13 protein-coding genes and 1 pseudogene are annotated in these 15575 nt (G+C 73.2%); 10 read left to right on the forward strand and 4 right to left on the reverse strand.

Annotated features, from left to right (window positions below):
• Positions 1 to 9 precede the first annotated feature (9 nt).
• Complete coding sequence (locus Sdia_RS05650) at positions 10 to 960, forward strand: LLM class F420-dependent oxidoreductase (RefSeq protein ID WP_100455237.1); 951 nt, start codon at positions 10 to 12, stop codon at positions 958 to 960.
• Positions 961 to 1475: 515 nt separating this feature from the next.
• Here Sdia_RS05650 and Sdia_RS05655 read toward each other — a convergent pair.
• Positions 1476 to 2450, reverse strand: a complete 975-nt coding sequence (locus Sdia_RS05655; protein WP_115068904.1) for a glycosyltransferase family 2 protein — start codon at positions 2448 to 2450, stop codon at positions 1476 to 1478.
• Positions 2451 to 2961: 511 nt separating this feature from the next.
• Between Sdia_RS05655 and dnaK the strand changes: the two genes are divergently transcribed.
• The 4 genes from dnaK (at position 2962) to Sdia_RS05675 (ending at position 7229) form a co-directional block, all read left to right on the forward strand.
• Positions 2962 to 4815 (forward strand): molecular chaperone DnaK, encoded by a 1854-nt coding sequence (gene dnaK, locus Sdia_RS05660; protein WP_100455239.1) that lies wholly within the window; start codon positions 2962 to 2964, stop codon positions 4813 to 4815.
• A complete protein-coding gene (gene grpE, locus Sdia_RS05665) occupies positions 4812 to 5501 on the forward strand; it encodes a nucleotide exchange factor GrpE (RefSeq protein WP_100455240.1) in 690 nt (229 codons plus the stop codon). Before dnaK ends, grpE begins: the two co-directional genes overlap by 4 nt.
• A 78-nt stretch (positions 5502 to 5579) precedes the next feature.
• A complete protein-coding gene (gene dnaJ, locus Sdia_RS05670) occupies positions 5580 to 6770 on the forward strand; it encodes a molecular chaperone DnaJ (protein WP_100455241.1) in 1191 nt (396 codons plus the stop codon).
• 3 nt (positions 6771 to 6773) lie between these two features.
• Positions 6774 to 7229, forward strand: a complete 456-nt coding sequence (locus tag Sdia_RS05675) for a heat shock protein transcriptional repressor HspR (RefSeq protein WP_100455242.1) — start codon at positions 6774 to 6776, stop codon at positions 7227 to 7229.
• A gap of 76 nt (positions 7230 to 7305) precedes the next feature.
• On the opposite strand, the gene Sdia_RS05680 is transcribed toward Sdia_RS05675, so the two are convergent.
• Entirely contained in the window at positions 7306 to 8289 is a 984-nt protein-coding gene (locus Sdia_RS05680; protein ID WP_181844054.1) for a helix-turn-helix transcriptional regulator, read from the reverse strand.
• 128 nt (positions 8290 to 8417) lie between these two features.
• On the opposite strand from Sdia_RS05680, the gene Sdia_RS05685 reads away from it, so the two are divergent.
• Entirely contained in the window at positions 8418 to 8669 is a 252-nt protein-coding gene (locus Sdia_RS05685) for a hypothetical protein (RefSeq protein WP_100455243.1), read from the forward strand.
• Positions 8666 to 8986, forward strand: a complete 321-nt coding sequence (locus tag Sdia_RS05690; protein ID WP_100455244.1) for a Rieske (2Fe-2S) protein — start codon at positions 8666 to 8668, stop codon at positions 8984 to 8986. The genes Sdia_RS05685 and Sdia_RS05690 overlap by 4 nt, the downstream gene beginning before the upstream one ends.
• A gap of 154 nt (positions 8987 to 9140) precedes the next feature.
• Here Sdia_RS05690 and Sdia_RS05695 read toward each other — a convergent pair whose 3' ends face one another.
• Positions 9141 to 9557, reverse strand: a complete 417-nt coding sequence (locus tag Sdia_RS05695) for a pyridoxamine 5'-phosphate oxidase family protein (RefSeq protein ID WP_115068997.1) — start codon at positions 9555 to 9557, stop codon at positions 9141 to 9143.
• 1610 nt (positions 9558 to 11167) lie between these two features.
• Between Sdia_RS05695 and clpB the strand changes: the two genes are divergently transcribed.
• On the forward strand, positions 11168 to 13753 hold the full coding sequence (gene clpB / locus Sdia_RS05700; RefSeq protein WP_189500087.1) for an ATP-dependent chaperone ClpB: 2586 nt from the start codon (positions 11168 to 11170) through the stop codon (positions 13751 to 13753).
• Between the two features lie 132 nt (positions 13754 to 13885).
• On the forward strand, positions 13886 to 14413 hold the full coding sequence (locus tag Sdia_RS05705) for a YbjN domain-containing protein (protein WP_100455247.1): 528 nt from the start codon (positions 13886 to 13888) through the stop codon (positions 14411 to 14413).
• A gap of 384 nt (positions 14414 to 14797) precedes the next feature.
• Here Sdia_RS05705 and Sdia_RS30700 read toward each other — a convergent pair.
• Positions 14798 to 15145: pseudogene (locus Sdia_RS30700) on the reverse strand (WYL domain-containing protein); the annotation flags it as partial.
• On the opposite strand from Sdia_RS30700, the gene Sdia_RS05715 reads away from it, so the two are divergent.
• Positions 15131 to 15568 carry a hypothetical protein gene (locus Sdia_RS05715; RefSeq protein WP_100455248.1) on the forward strand — a complete coding sequence of 146 codons (438 nt, stop codon included), beginning with the start codon at positions 15131 to 15133 and terminating at the stop codon, positions 15566 to 15568. The pseudogene Sdia_RS30700 and the gene Sdia_RS05715 overlap by 15 nt on opposite strands.
• Positions 15569 to 15575 lie beyond the last annotated feature (7 nt).

Below are 15575 nucleotides of genomic sequence, written 5' to 3' on the forward strand. Positions count from 1 at the left end.
GCGCACGACATGACGAGCACCCCCGGCACCAACCCGACCAGCGATCCGACCTCCGTCCCCGCCACCACCGCCGCCCACGAACTGGGCCTCGGCACCGTCGGCATCTGGAGCGGCGCGCTCCGGATCACCGACGGGACCGGGCGGGACGGAGCCATCACCGACGCCGTCGAGGAGATCGAGGCGCTCGGATACGGCGCCATCTGGGTGGGCGGCAGCGCGAGCGTCGCCGACGCGCGGGCGGTCCTCGCCGCCACCCATCATCTCCGCGTCGCCACCGGCATCCTCTCCATCTGGGACCACCCGGCCGACCGCGTCGCCGAGGAGGCGTCCGACGCCGACCGCGCCCACGACGACCGCTTCGTCCTCGGCATCGGCGCCAGCCATCAGCAGCTCGCTCCCAAGGAGTACGCCAAGCCGTACACCGCGATGCGGGAGTACCTGACCGCGCTGGACGAGGCGCCCCACCCCGTCCCCGCCCGGCGGCGCGTCCTCGCCGCCCTCGGGCCGAAGATGCTCCAGCTCTCCAAGGACCGGGCCGCCGGGGCCCACCCGTACCTGGTGACCGAGGACCAGGTCGCCGAGGCCCGCGAGGCCCTCGGAACCGGCCCGCTGCTCGCCCCCGAGCTGAAGGTGGTGCTCGACGACGACCTCGCCCGCGCCCGCGAGACCGCCCGCGCCTACCTGCGCTTCTACCTGGAGCTGCCCAACTACACCAACAACCTGCGCCGGGCCGGTTTCGGCCCCGCCGACTTCGAGGACGGCGGCAGCGACGCCCTCCTCGACGCGGTGGTCGCCCACGGCGACGCCGAGCGGGTGCGGTCCCGCGTCACCGGCTTCCACAAGGCCGGTGCCGACCACGTCGCCCTCCAGGTCGTCACCTCCGACCCCGTGCGAGACCTCCCCATCCCCGCCTGGCGCACCCTCGCCGCAGCCCTCGACCTCCCCGGCGCCACCGCCTGACCCGCCCCGGCCCCCTCGGCCACCGTCCCGCCCCGGACGCCGACCGGCCACTTCCGGCCCCGTCCCCGGCCCGGCGGCGTCTGAGGACGACGCCCGGCCCCGTCCCGGCCCGGCCGGCGGGGGAGGCCGATCAGTGACCCGTGCGGACGGGTACCCGCCGCCGCGTCCCGGTCCGGCCGCCGGCCGGGGCGACGGTTCCGCCCGGCGCCCCGGGGCAGATCTCACGCGCCTCCCGCCGCCGGGCACCCTTGCCGGAGGCAACCACCTTGCCCCGCACCCCCGTTGCCTGGCACTATCCCGCGTGACCGGCCGGTCGACCCGGCCGGAACGACTGCCACCGCTTCAAGGCGGTGCGCGTGCCGCGTGACGGCGGCAGCGGCGTCAGCCGCACAGGCGGCGAGGGCCGCCGGGAGCGGGCGTGGCGCGGGAGAGCGCCGAGGCGGACGTCACCGGGCTGAGCGTGCGAGCCGGTGACGTCGCCCGTGCCCGGCAGCGGGCCCCGCCCGCGCAGGAGTTCAGCCGCGGGCCGTGCGCAGGGCCGTGCGCAGGTAGGGCGCGGCCGCCAGGAGCGGGGCGCGGACGCCGGCGTGCCGCAGGCAGTAGGTCCACCAGACGCGGGGCGGGAGTTCGGCGGTGCGGCGGCGCAGGGCCTCGCGTACCCCGATGCCCGGTTCCTCGGAGGCGGGTGGCAGCGGCACCGTGTGGCGTTCGCCGACGGCGCGCGGGGCGACGAAGGCGGGCACCCGGGCGCGCCGGGCGCGCAGGCCGTGGTCGAGGTCGCCGAGCGTGTGGCGGAAGGCCCGGTCGAGGTCGCCGACCCGGTCGCGGGCCGCGCGGGGGAGCAGCACGGCGGCCCCGTCGTAGGTGTCGCAGAGCTCGGTGCGCCCGGTCGGCTCGACCAGCGGCAGCCGGTGCGGGCCGCGGGTGCGGCGACGGCCGGAGTAGGCGAGTGGCGTGGTACCGGGGCGGGTGCCCGGCACCCGGCCGTCGCGTACGGCGCCGACCACCACGGCGGTGTCGCCGAGCGAGCGGGAGGTGGCGAGGAGCAGGGCGAGCGCCTCGTCGGCGAGGACCACGTCGTCCCGCAGCCAGAGCTGGTGGGTGAACGGGGTCGCCCCGGCCGCCCTGCTGTTCCGGCTCGCCAGCCGGATGCCCTCCCCCCAACGGACCCCCGCCCCGGCCCGGTGCACCTCGACCTCGGGATGGGCGGCCCGGACCGCGTCGGCGGTGCCGTCCCGCGACCCCGCGTCGACCAGGTGCACGCGCAGGGCGGTACCGGGCGGCAGGGACCGCTGGTCGGCGAGGGCGTCCAGCGCCCGCAGGGTCTGCCGTCGCCGGTCGCGCGAGGTCATCAGCACCGCCACCACGGGCGCCCGCCGCCGCACGTAGGGCGTGCGGGTGGCCTCCTCCAGCGGCACGGGCGCGGTGACCACCCGGCCGGTACCGGCGACGGCCTCGTCCTCGCTCGGGGAGGGCTGCGACGGCTCCACCGGAACTCCTCACTCACACGTCACACGTAACGGACAATTGACTCATACGGCACGACTCGCCCCAGTCTCGGCCCTCCGCGCCGTGAAACGGCAGACCGACGCCCCGGCCGGATGGAAGACCGCCACCCGGGGGCCGGACCCGGCCCGGGTGCTCGGGGTCGTCTGCGGGTCGCCGTCGGAGGGGGGTCGGGTCCTGCGGGTTTCGGGCGTGGCCCGTGGCGGTCGGCCGGCCGGCGGTCGCGTGGGGCGGAGAAAACCAGCCCCGCCGACGCTTGAGGCCATCCGTGGCGGGCACCCGAAGCCGTCGGGCGCGCCCGGGATCGGCCCGGGGTTCCCTGGGCGGGTCCTGCTCATCAAGCCTCCGACCTGCGAAGACGAACCGCGTCGACGCCCTCTGCTCGGCTGGGAGGAACAAAAGCTGAGCCCGGTCGACTCAACCACGTTGACGCGCGGCACGCCCTCGTGCATCCTTGAGTCAGTTCCACTCAAGTAGTCAGCTGGAGGAATTGACATGGCACGTGCGGTCGGCATCGACCTGGGCACGACTAACTCCGTCGTCAGCGTTCTGGAGGGCGGCGAGCCCTCTGTGATCACCAACGCCGAGGGCGCCAGGACCACGCCGTCCGTCGTCGCCTTCGCCAAGAACGGTGAGGTGCTCGTCGGCGAGGTCGCGAAGCGTCAGGCAGTGACCAACGTCGACAGGACCATCCGGTCGGTCAAGCGCCACATGGGCACCGACTGGAAGATCGACATCGACGGCAAGAGCTTCAACCCGCAGCAGATGAGCGCCTTCGTGCTGCAGAAGCTCAAGCGGGACGCGGAGTCCTACCTGGGCGAGAAGGTCACGGACGCGGTCATCACCGTCCCGGCCTACTTCAACGACTCGGAGCGTCAGGCCACCAAGGAGGCCGGCGAGATCGCGGGTCTCAACGTCCTGCGCATCGTCAACGAGCCCACCGCCGCCGCCCTGGCGTACGGCCTCGACAAGGACGACCAGACGATCCTCGTCTTCGACCTCGGTGGCGGCACCTTCGACGTGTCGCTCCTGGAGATCGGTGACGGCGTCGTCGAGGTGAAGGCCACCAACGGTGACAACCACCTCGGTGGTGACGACTGGGACCAGCGCGTCGTCGACTACCTGGTCAAGCAGTTCCAGTCGGGCCACGGCGTGGACCTCTCCAAGGACAAGATGGCCCTCCAGCGCCTGCGTGAGGCCGCCGAGAAGGCCAAGATCGAGCTGTCCTCGTCCACCGAGACCTCGATCAACCTGCCCTACATCACGGCTTCCGCCGAGGGCCCGCTGCACCTGGACGAGAAGCTCACCCGCGCCCAGTTCCAGCAGCTCACCTCGGACCTGCTGGAGCGCTGCAAGACGCCGTTCAACAACGTCATCAAGGACGCGGGCATCCAGCTCTCCGAGATCGACCACGTCGTTCTCGTCGGTGGCTCCACCCGTATGCCGGCCGTCGCCGAGCTGGTCAAGGAGATGACCGGCGGCAAGGAGGCGAACAAGGGCGTCAACCCGGACGAGGTCGTCGCCATCGGCGCCTCGCTCCAGGCCGGTGTCCTCAAGGGCGAGGTCAAGGACGTCCTGCTCCTCGACGTCACCCCGCTGTCCCTCGGCATCGAGACCAAGGGCGGCATCATGACCAAGCTCATCGAGCGGAACACGACGATCCCGACCAAGCGGTCCGAGATCTTCACCACCGCCGAGGACAACCAGCCCTCCGTGCAGATCCAGGTCTACCAGGGCGAGCGCGAGATCGCGGCGTACAACAAGAAGCTCGGGATGTTCGAGCTGACGGGTCTGCCGCCGGCCCCGCGCGGTGTCCCGCAGGTCGAGGTCTCCTTCGACATCGACGCCAACGGCATCATGCACGTGACCGCGAAGGACCTCGGCACGGGCAAGGAGCAGAAGATGACCGTCACCGGCGGCTCCTCGCTGCCGAAGGACGAGGTCAACCGCATGCGCGAGGAGGCCGAGAAGTACGCGGAGGAGGACCACAAGCGCCGCGAGGCCGCCGAGTCCCGCAACCAGGGCGAGCAGCTCGCGTACCAGACCGAGAAGTTCCTCAAGGACAACGAGGACAAGGTCCCCGCTGAGGTCAAGACCGAGGTGGAGGAGGCCGTCAACGAGCTGAAGGAGAAGCTCAAGGGCGACGACTCCGCCGAGATCCGCACGGCCACCGAGAAGGTGGCGGCCGTCTCGCAGAAGCTGGGCCAGGCCATGTACGCCGACGCCCAGGCGGCCGGCGGCGACGCCGGTGCCCAGGGCGGCGAGCAGGCCCAGCAGGGTGACGACGACGTGGTCGACGCCGAGATCGTCGACGACGACAACGACAAGCGCAAGGGCGGTGCGGCGTGACCGAGGAGACCCCCGGATTCGACGAGCAGCAGGACGCTGACGTCACCCCCGGTGCCTCCTCGGACGACGCGGCCGAGACCGCCGGGCCCACCTCCTCGGAGGCGGGCCCGGCGGGAGCGGGCACCGACGCCACGGCCGGCCTGACGGCCGAGCTGGACCAGGCGCGCACGGCTCTCGCCGAGCGCACCGGCGACCTCCAGCGGCTCCAGGCCGAGTACCAGAACTACCGGCGCCGGGTCGAGCGCGACCGGGTGGCCGTCAAGGAGGTGGCGGTCGCGGGCATGTTGTCCGAGCTGCTGCCGGTCCTCGACGACATCGGCCGCGCCCGGGACCACGGCGAGCTGGTCGGCGGCTTCAAGTCGGTCGCCGAGTCGGTGGAGTCGGTCACCGCCAAGCTGGGCCTGGTCCAGTTCGGCAAGGAGGGCGAGCCCTTCGACCCGACCATCCACGAGGCACTGATGCACAGCTACGCGCCCGACGTCACGGAGACGACGTGCGTCGCGATCCTCCAGGCGGGGTATCGCATCGGCGAGCGCACCATCCGGCCCGCCCGGGTCGCGGTGGCCGAGCCGCAGCCGGGAGCCCAGCAGGCCAAGCCCCAGGCGGACGCCAAGGCCGAGCAGGCCGAGGCCGAGCCGGACGGGGCGAAGCCGGACGAGGAGAACGGTGGCCCGCAGGAGGGCTGAACCACTCACCGCCGCCGCGGTCACCTTCACCGGTGACCGCGCGGCGGTGACGTCGCAGTGGAAGGAGGGACGTCGCCGATGAGTACGAAGGACTACATCGAGAAGGACTACTACAAGGTCCTCGGCGTCCCCAAGGACGCCACCGACGCCGAGATCAAGAAGGCGTACCGCAAGCTCGCCCGGGAGAACCACCCGGACGCCAACACGGGCAACGCCAAGGCCGAGGAGCGCTTCAAGGAGATCTCCGAGGCCAACGACATCCTCGGCGACCCCAAGAAGCGCAAGGAGTACGACGAGGCGCGCTCCCTCTTCGGGAACGGCGGCTTCCGCCCCGGTCCCGGCGGTGGCGGCTCCGGCGGGAACTTCAACTTCGACCTGGGCGACCTCTTCGGGGGCGGCGCCCCCGGCGGCGGCCAGGGCCAGGGCGGGTTCGGCGGCGGCCTCGGGGACGTCTTCGGCGGGCTGTTCAACCGCGGGGGCGCGGGCGCCGGTACACGCACCCAGCCCCGGCGCGGCCAGGACATCGAGTCCGAGGTGACGCTCAGCTTCACCGAGGCGGTGGACGGCGCGACGGTGCCGCTCCGGATGTCCAGCCAGGCGCCCTGCAAGGCCTGTTCGGGCACCGGCGACAAGAACGGCACGCCCCGCGTCTGCCCGACCTGTGTCGGCACCGGCCAGGTCTCGCGCGGCGGCGGGGGCGGCTTCTCGCTCACCGACCCGTGCGTGGACTGCAAGGGCCGCGGACTGATCGCCGAGGACCCGTGCGAGGTCTGCAAGGGTTCCGGGCGGGCCAAGTCGTCGCGCACCATGCAGGTCCGCATCCCGGCCGGAGTCACGGACGGGCAGCGCATCCGGCTGCGCGGCAAGGGCAGTCCGGGCGAGCGCGGAGGCCCTGCGGGCGACCTGTACGTGGTGGTGAACGTCGACAAGCACCCGGTCTTCGGGCGCAAGGGCGACAACCTCACCGTCACGGTGCCGGTCACCATCACGGAGGCCGCGCTCGGCGGCGAGATCCGGGTACCCACCCTGGGCGGGCCCCCGGTGACGCTGAAACTGCCGCCGGGCACCCCGGCGGGCCGCACGATGCGGGCCCGCGGCAAGGGCGCGGTCCGCAAGGACGGCACCCGCGGCGATCTGCTGGTCACCGTCGACGTGGCGGTGCCCCAGCACCTGTCCTCCGAGGCCCGGGAGGCCTTGGAGACGTACCGCAAGGCCACCGCGGACGAGGACCCGCGGGCGGAGCTGTTCAAGGCAGCGAAGGGAGCGTAGGCCATGGACCGGGACGGACGACGTCGCAACCCCTACGAACTGACGGAAGACACCCCGGTGTACGTCATTTCGGTGGCGGCCCAGCTGAGCGGGCTCCACCCGCAGACGTTGCGCCAGTACGACCGTCTCGGCCTGGTGTCGCCCGACCGCACGGCCGGGCGGGGGCGCCGGTACTCGGCCCGCGACATCGAACTGCTCCGCCAGGTGCAGCAGTTGTCGCAGAGCGAGGGCATCAACCTCGCCGGTATCAAGCGCATCATCGAACTGGAGAACCAGGTGACCGCGCTCCAGCAGCGCGTCGCCGAACTCTCCGCGGCCGTCGACGGCGCCGCCGCCCAGATGCGGCAGCGCGAGGCCCAGGTGCACGCCTCCTACCGCCGCGACCTCGTGCGGTACGAGGACGTGCGGCACACCAGCGCGCTGGTGGTGTGGAGGCCGGGCCGGCCGTCCGCCGAGTGAACGCCGCGTTCTTTCGCGGAAGGGGCCGGAGGCGGTGCTGCTGCCTCCGGCCCCTCCGGCGTTCCGCGCGGGTGGTTCAGTCGCTCGCGTCCAGGAGGCCGGAGCGGGCGATGAGGTAGCCGAGCTGGGTGCGGCTGCCGCTGCCGAGGGTGGTGGCCAGCCGGGCGATGTGGCTGCGGCAGGTGCGGACGTTCATGCCCAGGCGCCGGGCGATGGCGTCGTCCACGTGCCCCTCGACGAGGAGTTTGGCGATGGAGCGCTGCGTGCCCGTGATGCCGTCCAGCTCGGGACGGTAGGCGTCGGGCTGCTCGTCCCAGGGGACGGCGTGCCGCCAGAGCTGGTCGAAGACGCCCACCAGGTACTCCACCAGGCCGGGGTGGCGTAGCTGGAGGGCGACCTGCCGGTCGGAGCGGGCCGGGATGAAGGCCACCTTGCGGTCCACCACGATCAGCCGGTCGACGCTCTCCTCCAGCGTGCGCACCTCGACGTCGGTGCCGATCCGGTCCACGTAGGCGATGGTCGCCGGGTGGTGCCGGGCGGTGTGCTGGTAGAGGGTGCGCATCTTCACCCGGCGGTCGAGCAGGGGCATGACGCGGCGCAGCCCCTCCGCGATGGTCTCCGGCTTGCGGCCGCTGCCCGGCTGCACGGTCAGCAGCTCCTCGGAGCACTCCGCGACCACCCGGTCGAGGGTGGTGTTGATGAGCCCCAGCCCCTCCAGCACGGTCATCCCGCTGGCGGCGACCGGGTTCTGCGCCGCCATGGCCAGGAAAGGGGCGAAGGTCTCGGTGAGGCCGATGGCGACGCGTCGGCGCTCCTGGATCTCCTGCTCGATGGGGTGTACCAGATGGCCGAGCGCTACCGTCGGGGGCAGTGGCCGCAGCCACTCCGGGTCGTCCGGGTCGGCGTGCACCAGCGCCAGATCGATGAGGCAGGGCGCCTGCGCGGCCTCGCTCCGGGGTATGCGCCCGGTCCGCAGCGCGTCGGCGTAGAGCTGCCGACCCGCTTCGCACAGCTCACGTGGGCTGTGCGGATGTCCCGGTATCTGGTCGTCTGTCCCCATGTGAACCCCCCTCAGGGTCATGCATTACAGGAACATGATGCCTGTTTCCGCTGGTGCGAGCGGTCGCGGTGAGCGATCGTCATGTGCACGGGGGAGGAGGAAATGATTAGAAGAGGTGGAGATCGTCCATGAGCAAGATGGTTCGTGTACTTTGCGCTTTCGCGGTCGCGGCTGCCTTCGGTGCGATCGCCAGTGGCGAGCCCACCTGGGAGAGCGAGCCCGCTTCCACGGTGCTGGCCGAGCCGACCTGGGAGACCAACCCGGTGGCGGTCCAGTCCGAGCCCACCTGGGAGTTCGCCCCCACGGGTGAGCCGACCTGGGAGACCGCCCCCGCAGGTGAGCCGACCTGGGAGGACCTGCCCACGGGTGTCCGGGCATGAGCATGCCTCCCGACGACCGTTCCTTCCGGCGTGAGATGGCCGCGGCCTACCGCTCCGGATGGCACTTCATCGACCTGGTCAGTGCCGTGCCCGAGGGCGACGAACCGCTGACGGTGACGCTCTTCGGCGAGCCGATCCTGGTCGTCCGGGACGAAGAGGACGGAGTCCGCGCCTACCGCGCGCTGCGCCGCCCGCGGGGCGCCCCTCAGCCCGTGCGCTGCGCCATCCGCTACGGCATGGTCTTCGTCAACCTCGACCAGCGCGACCACCACCCGGTCGAGACCGAACTTCTCACAGCCACCCCCCGCAGCGCCTGAGACGCGATCCCCCCGTCGTCACAGATCGCCCAGGCGCTCCCCCCGGCAGCGACGCCACCGTGGACCTGAACACGGTGGCGTCGCTGTCGTTGTGCGGCGGACTGCACGGGTGCGACGCCGCCGTGCGGCAGGGCGGGCCGGAGCGGACAGGGGGTCACGCCGGCCGCGGCAGGTTCCCCATGGCCCGGGTCACCGCGATCTCGATGACCACCCGTGCCGGGTTCTCGCGGGGCTCGCGTCCGTAGCGGAGCGCGTAACGGCGTTCGGCGTCCGCGACGCGGACCGGGTCCTCGCTGACCGTGGCGACGCCCTCCAGGGTGGTCCAGTACCGGCCGGCCGGCTGGCAGACGGCGACCCGGGCGCCCCCGTCCCCGGCCGCCCGGACGTGGCGGACCTTGGTGGTGGCGCCGCCGGTGATGATCCGGGCCAGCCGCTCACCGGGGTCGTACGTCACGCCGACCGGGACGACGTGCGGGGTGCCGTCGGGGCGGGGAGTGGTGAGCGTGCAGACGTGCTTCTCGCGCCAGAAGGCGAGGAAGTTCGCGGGGGGAGCGGTGAGGTCGATGGCCATGGCGGCAGCGTACGGCCGGAGGCGCGCCCGCCGGCGGGCGGGAGCACCCCGGCGCATTCCCCCGCGAGCGCGGGCCCTCCTCGCCGGGCCGCGGAGGGAGAGCGGGACGGCGAGCGCGAGCGCGACGCGGTAGCCGGAGGCGGCCATGGAGGTGCCGGACGCCTCCGCCGGCAGCACCCTGACGAAGAGCGCGGGCCCGCCTCCGGCGGCGGCCGCGATCCGGTGGCCGGGCGGGGCGCCGGTGCGGAGCGCGTCTCCGGTGTGAAGCGTTCGGCGAACAGGGCCGCCCGGGGGCCGTACATGACGCTGAGGAAGCAGCCGGCGACCAGGGTGCCGACGGCCGGCCACGGCAGCGAGCCGGTGTCGGTCAGCGGGAGGAGCGGAACGGCCCCCAGGGCGATCCCGGCCGCGCCGCCGGGTGGACGCGCAGGCGGCCGACGCGGTCGGAGAGGGCGGCGGAGGCCGGTGGCAGGGCGAGTCGGGTGAGGCTGACGCGCAGGGAGACGGCGAGGACCGGCCCGCGGCCCGTGCCCGGTTGGCGGGTGGTGTGGTCGAGGACCCCGGTGAGCAGGAGTGGGAGGCCGCAATGTTGACGCGAACGAGCCGCCGGCGAGCAGGAGGGTGCCGAGATGGTCGCGGAGGACCGTGCGCGGCGGGGAGCCCTGATCGCGCTTCTCCCGTCCGGCCGGCGCCTGTTCGGCCAGGGAGCCCGTCCGGCCAGTGCTGTTCGGCCCGGCGGACTCGGACGTCTCCTCGGCCCGGGTGTGGATGTACCGGGCGAGGCTGAGCGCGGCAGGCCGGCCGGGAAGGGCACCCGCCGGGCCCAGCCGGAGAGCGTGCTGTCCGAGGTGAGCGACCGGCGGCCGGGAGGACACTGCCGGGCGGTGACCACGCCGGCGGGCACCCCGAGCTGGGCGAGGCGGCCGTGGAGGCCGCGCCTGCCCTCGGGCGCGTACTCGGTGGCCACCGGCATCGCGCCGCCCCACTGCGCGCCGACGGCGACGCCCTGGCGATGCGCGGCAGGGGGAGCGGGGCCGGGGGCGACGGCGACGGTCTCGTCCGTGGGGGAGCAGGCCGATGCCGGTGGTCAGGCCCGTCACGGTGAGAGCGGGGACCAGCACGGGCGCGCGGCCCTTCTTTGTCGCCGACCGGCCGACGGCGAGGGCGGTGAGGGCGGCGAGGGCGGCGAGCGGCGGCGAAGGCGGCGGGCGGCGAAGGTGGCGAGGGCGCGCGGTGGGGGTCGTCGGCCGGGAAGTACAGGTCGCGTGGGCCAGGGCGGCGGCGATCCCGAAGAGGGAGTAGCCGTACCGCTCCAGCGCCGGGGCGAGCGCCGCGGGGGCGCCGGTCGGGCGGGAGGTTCCTGGCGGAGGGCTGGGGAGGGGGCGGAGGTGCCGGGCAGGCGGAAGGGTGGATGACCGGATCGCCTTGAGTGGACTAGACTCAACTTTGTGTACGGCGAGCCTGTCAGTGCCGGTGTGATCGGTGTCGGACAGGGCCGGGCGGGGCCCGCCCGGCGCGACAGGCCGGGCCCGGCGGAGCACGATGAGCCAGGCGGCACGCACGGTGTACGAGGCACGACGGGACGGACGAACGGACGAGGAGAGGGACACGTGGACGCAGAGCTGACCAACAGGAGCCGGGACGCGCTCAACGCGGCGACCACCCGGGCGGTCTCCGGGGGGAACCCGGACCTGACCCCCGCCCACCTGCTCCTGGCCCTCCTGGAGGGGCAGGACAACGAGAACCTGGTCGACCTCCTCGCCGCCGTCGAGGCCGACCAGGCCGCGGTCCGGTCCGGGGTGGAGCGGGTGCTCGCCGCGCTCCCCAGCGTCACCGGCTCGACGGTCGCCCCGCCGCAGCCCAACCGCGAGCTGCTGGCGGTCATCGCCGACGCCGACCGGCGCGCCAAGGACCTGGGCGACGAGTACCTCTCCACCGAGCACCTGCTGATCGCCGTCGCCGCCAAGGGCGGCCAGGCCGCCGAGGTGCTCACCGGGCAGGGAGCCACGCCCGGGAAGCTGCTGGAGGCATTCGAGAACACACGAGGAGGACGCCGGGTGACCACGCCCGACCCCGAGGGTCAGTACAAGGCGCTGGAGAAGTTCGGCACGGACTTCACGGCCGCCGCCCGAGAGGGCAAGCTCGACCCGGTCATCGGCCGGGACCAGGAGATCCGCCGCGTCGTGCAGGTGCTGTCGCGGCGCACCAAGAACAACCCGGTCCTCATCGGTGAGCCCGGTGTCGGCAAGACCGCCGTCGTCGAGGGGCTGGCCCAGCGGATCGTCAAGGGCGACGTGCCCGAGTCGCTGAAGGACAAGCGGCTGGTCTCGCTGGACCTCGGCGCGATGGTCGCGGGCGCCAAGTACCGGGGCGAGTTCGAGGAGCGGCTGAAGACGGTCCTCTCCGAGATCAAGGAGAGCGACGGCCAGATCGTCACCTTCATCGACGAGCTGCACACGGTCGTCGGCGCGGGCGCCGGCGGCGACTCCGCGATGGACGCGGGCAACATGCTCAAGCCGATGCTGGCCCGCGGCGAGCTGCGCATGGTCGGCGCCACCACGCTGGACGAGTACCGCGAGCGGATCGAGAAGGACCCGGCGCTGGAGCGCCGCTTCCAGCAGGTGCTGGTGGCCGAGCCGACCGTCGAGGACTCCATCGCGATCCTGCGCGGCCTCAAGGGCCGGTACGAGGCGCACCACAAGGTGCAGATCGCGGACAGCGCGCTGGTGGCCGCCGCGACCCTCTCCGACCGGTACATCACCTCGCGCTTCCTGCCCGACAAGGCCATCGACCTGGTCGACGAGGCGGCCTCCCGGCTGCGCATGGAGATCGACTCCTCGCCGCTGGAGATCGACGAGCTCCAGCGCTCGGTGGACCGGCTGAAGATGGAGGAGCTGGCGCTCGGCAAGGAGACCGACCCGGCCTCCCGGCAGCGGCTGGACAAGCTCCGCCGCGACCTCGCCGACCGCGAGGAGGAGCTGCGCGGGCTCACCGCCCGCTGGGAGAAGGAGAAGCAGTCCCTCAACCGCGTCGGTGAGCTGAAGGAGCGCCTCGACGAGCTGCGCGGCCAGGCCGAACGCGCCCAGCGCGACGGCGACTTCGACACCGCCTCCAAGTTGCTGTACGGCGAGATCCCCACTCTTGAGCGGGACCTGGAGGCGGCGTCCGAGGCCGAGGAGGAGGTCGCCAAGGACACCATGGTCAAGGAGGAGGTCGGCCCCGACGACATCGCCGACGTGGTCGGCTCCTGGACCGGCATCCCGGCCGGGCGCCTGCTCGAGGGCGAGACGCAGAAGCTGCTGAGGATGGAGGCGGAGCTGGGCCGCCGCCTGATCGGCCAGAGCGAGGCGGTGCGGGCCGTCTCGGACGCGGTGCGCCGCACCCGGGCCGGGATCGCCGACCCGGACCGGCCGACCGGCTCCTTCCTCTTCCTCGGCCCGACCGGCGTCGGCAAGACCGAACTGGCCAAGACGCTCGCCGACTTCCTCTTCGACGACGAGCGGGCCATGATCCGCATCGACATGAGCGAGTACGGCGAGAAGCACTCGGTGGCCCGCCTGGTCGGCGCGCCCCCCGGCTACGTCGGGTACGAGGAGGGCGGCCAGCTCACCGAGGCGGTGCGCAGGCGCCCGTACAGCGTGGTGCTGCTGGACGAGGTGGAGAAGGCGCACCCGGAGGTCTTCGACATCCTGCTCCAGGTGCTGGACGACGGGCGGCTCACCGACGGGCAGGGCCGGACGGTCGACTTCCGGAACACCATCCTGGTGCTGACCAGCAACCTCGGCAGTCAGTACCTGGTCGGCTCCGCGCCCGAGGAGGAGAAGCGGCGGCAGGTCATGGAGGTGGTCCGGGCCTCCTTCAAGCCGGAGTTCCTCAACCGGCTGGACGACCTGGTGATCTTCTCCGCCCTGGACGAGGACGAGCTGGCCCGGATCGCCGGGCTCCAGATCGCGGGGCTGGCCAGGCGCCTCGCCGACCGCCGCCTGAGCCTCGACGTGACGCCCGAGGCGCTGGCCTGGCTGGCGAAGGAGGGGTTCGACCCGGCGTACGGCGCCCGGCCGCTGCGCCGCCTGATCCAGACGGCCATCGGCGACCGGCTCGCCAAGGAGATCCTCGCCGGGGAGGTCCGCGACGGCGACACGGTCCGCGTCGACCGCTTCGAGGACGGCCTCCTCGTCGGTCGCGCCGAGAGCTGACCGCCTCCCCGCGTGTCCGCCGTACGGATTGAGCCCTCGGCGGACACGCGGGAGTGGCGGGGCCGCGGGGTTGCCAGGGGCGGGCGGGGATGGGAGAGGATGCACGGGAAACCGTACGAAGGGAATCACACGGTGAGCATCGACCCGTCCTCCATTCCGAATTTCGGGGGCAAGCCCGAACCGCAGGCAGCAGGACCGGCGGGCCCCGTCGTCCCCGACCAGGATCTGGTCAAGCAGCTGCTGGACCAGATGGAGCTCAAGTACGTCGTCGACGACGAGGGTGACCTCGCGGCGCCGTGGGAGGAGTTCCGCACCTACTTCATGTTCCGCGGTGAGGGTGACCAGCAGGTCTTCTCGGTGCGGACGTTCTACGACCGGCCGCACAAGATCGACGACAAGCCGAAGCTGCTGGAGTCGATCGACGACTGGAACCGCCGCACCCTGTGGCCGAAGCTCTACACCCACACCCACGACGACGGCACGGTCCGCCTCATCGGCGAGGCCCAGATGCTGATCGGCACCGGTGTGGCCCTGGAGCACTTCGTCTCCTCCACCGTCAGCTGGGTCCGCGCGGCCATCGAGTTCGACCGCTGGCTGGTCGAGCAGCTGGGCCTGGAGTCGGAGGTCGACTCGGCCGAGCCCAAGAACGACGAGGAGTAGGGGGCGCCCCCTCCCGCCCCACGGCACCCCGGAGCCCGTCCCGCACTCCAGCGGGGCGGGCTCCGGCGCGTCCGCCCGGCGGCCTCCCTCCCGGTACCGCCCGGCCAGCTCCGCCACCGTCCGCGCCACCGCCGCGTCCGGCTCCCCGGCACTCTCGACGGCCTCGCCCCCGAGGAGCATCGGCAGCAGCTCCACCGCCCGGGGCGACACGCGCACCACCGCCGTCTTCCGGCGCACCGCCGCCGCCAGCCGCTCCGCCGACCGCGCCCAGTACGCCGCCGACCCGTACCCCTCGGGCCGCGCGAACCGCGTACCGGTCACCTCCGCCTCGGCCGGCCGCGCGATCCGGTACGTCCGCACCGGCCCGTCCGCCCGCTCGCCGGAGGCGGCGACCAGGTACCACAGGCCGCCCTTGAGGACGATCCCCAGCGGGCACAGCTCCCGGCGCACCTCACCCCGCCACCGCCGGTGGCGCGCCCGCACCACCCGCGACCCCTCCGAGGGCTCACCGGCTCCGGCTCGTACACGGCGCGGCACGGAGAACGGAAGGGCGCGTACCGGTTTGCTCACGGGGTGGGGTGAGCGGGGGGCGAGGGTGGCGTGGCGGACGCGCGAAGGCCCGCGGAACGACCCCGCGCGCCCAGTGCGCCGTGCGCCGCCCCCGCACGCCCCTGCGCCGGGGGCCCGTGGCTGCCGCACTCCGGCGACACTCTGAGGATGGCTGTCACTCATCCCGGTGCGGAGTCGGCGTCCGTCTCCTTCACCGACCTCTTCCGGAACCCGCGCGGCGTCGCGGCGAGGGCCGCGACCGCGGGCCGGCTGCGCCTCACCCTCCAGGACGCGCCGGACCTGGTGCTGACCACGGCATCGGTGGCCGAGATCGCCGAGAAGAACCTGACCACGGCCTCCCGCCTCTTCCTCGCCCTGCTGAAGCAGAAGGACGGCGCCGAGTCCCTCCAGGCGGCCCTCCCCGAGGTCTTCCCCTGGTCCCGCCACCTCGACGCCCGAGAGGCCCGCGCCTTCACCCGCGAACTCCTCGAATCCCTTTCCGACGCCGCCGAGTTGAGCACGGGGGACGGGGTCCGCCGGGCGGTCGTGTCGTGGCGGGCCATCGCGCGGGGGAAGGCCGAGTCGAGGGGCCGGGACCGACCCTGACCAGCCG

The sequence above is a fragment of the Streptomyces diastaticus subsp. diastaticus genome (assembly GCF_011170125.1).
Classification (GTDB): Bacteria; Actinomycetota; Actinomycetes; order Streptomycetales; family Streptomycetaceae; genus Streptomyces; species Streptomyces diastaticus.

What these genes read in the sequence shown, in the direction of transcription:
- Sdia_RS05650 (WP_100455237.1), top strand. Translation starts at nt 10, where the DNA reads ATGACGAGCACCCCCGGCACCAACCCGACCAGCGATCCGACCTCCGTC.
- dnaK (WP_100455239.1), top strand. Translation starts at nt 2,962, where the DNA reads ATGGCACGTGCGGTCGGCATCGACCTGGGCACGACTAACTCCGTCGTC.
- dnaJ (WP_100455241.1), top strand. Translation starts at nt 5,580, where the DNA reads ATGAGTACGAAGGACTACATCGAGAAGGACTACTACAAGGTCCTCGGC.
- Sdia_RS05675 (WP_100455242.1), top strand. Translation starts at nt 6,774, where the DNA reads ATGGACCGGGACGGACGACGTCGCAACCCCTACGAACTGACGGAAGAC.
- Sdia_RS05680 (WP_181844054.1), bottom strand. Translation starts at nt 8,289, where the DNA reads ATGGGGACAGACGACCAGATACCGGGACATCCGCACAGCCCACGTGAG.
- Sdia_RS05685 (WP_100455243.1), top strand. Translation starts at nt 8,418, where the DNA reads ATGAGCAAGATGGTTCGTGTACTTTGCGCTTTCGCGGTCGCGGCTGCC.
- Sdia_RS05690 (WP_100455244.1), top strand. Translation starts at nt 8,666, where the DNA reads ATGAGCATGCCTCCCGACGACCGTTCCTTCCGGCGTGAGATGGCCGCG.
- Sdia_RS05695 (WP_115068997.1), bottom strand. Translation starts at nt 9,557, where the DNA reads ATGGCCATCGACCTCACCGCTCCCCCCGCGAACTTCCTCGCCTTCTGG.
- Sdia_RS05715 (WP_100455248.1), top strand. Translation starts at nt 15,131, where the DNA reads ATGGCTGTCACTCATCCCGGTGCGGAGTCGGCGTCCGTCTCCTTCACC.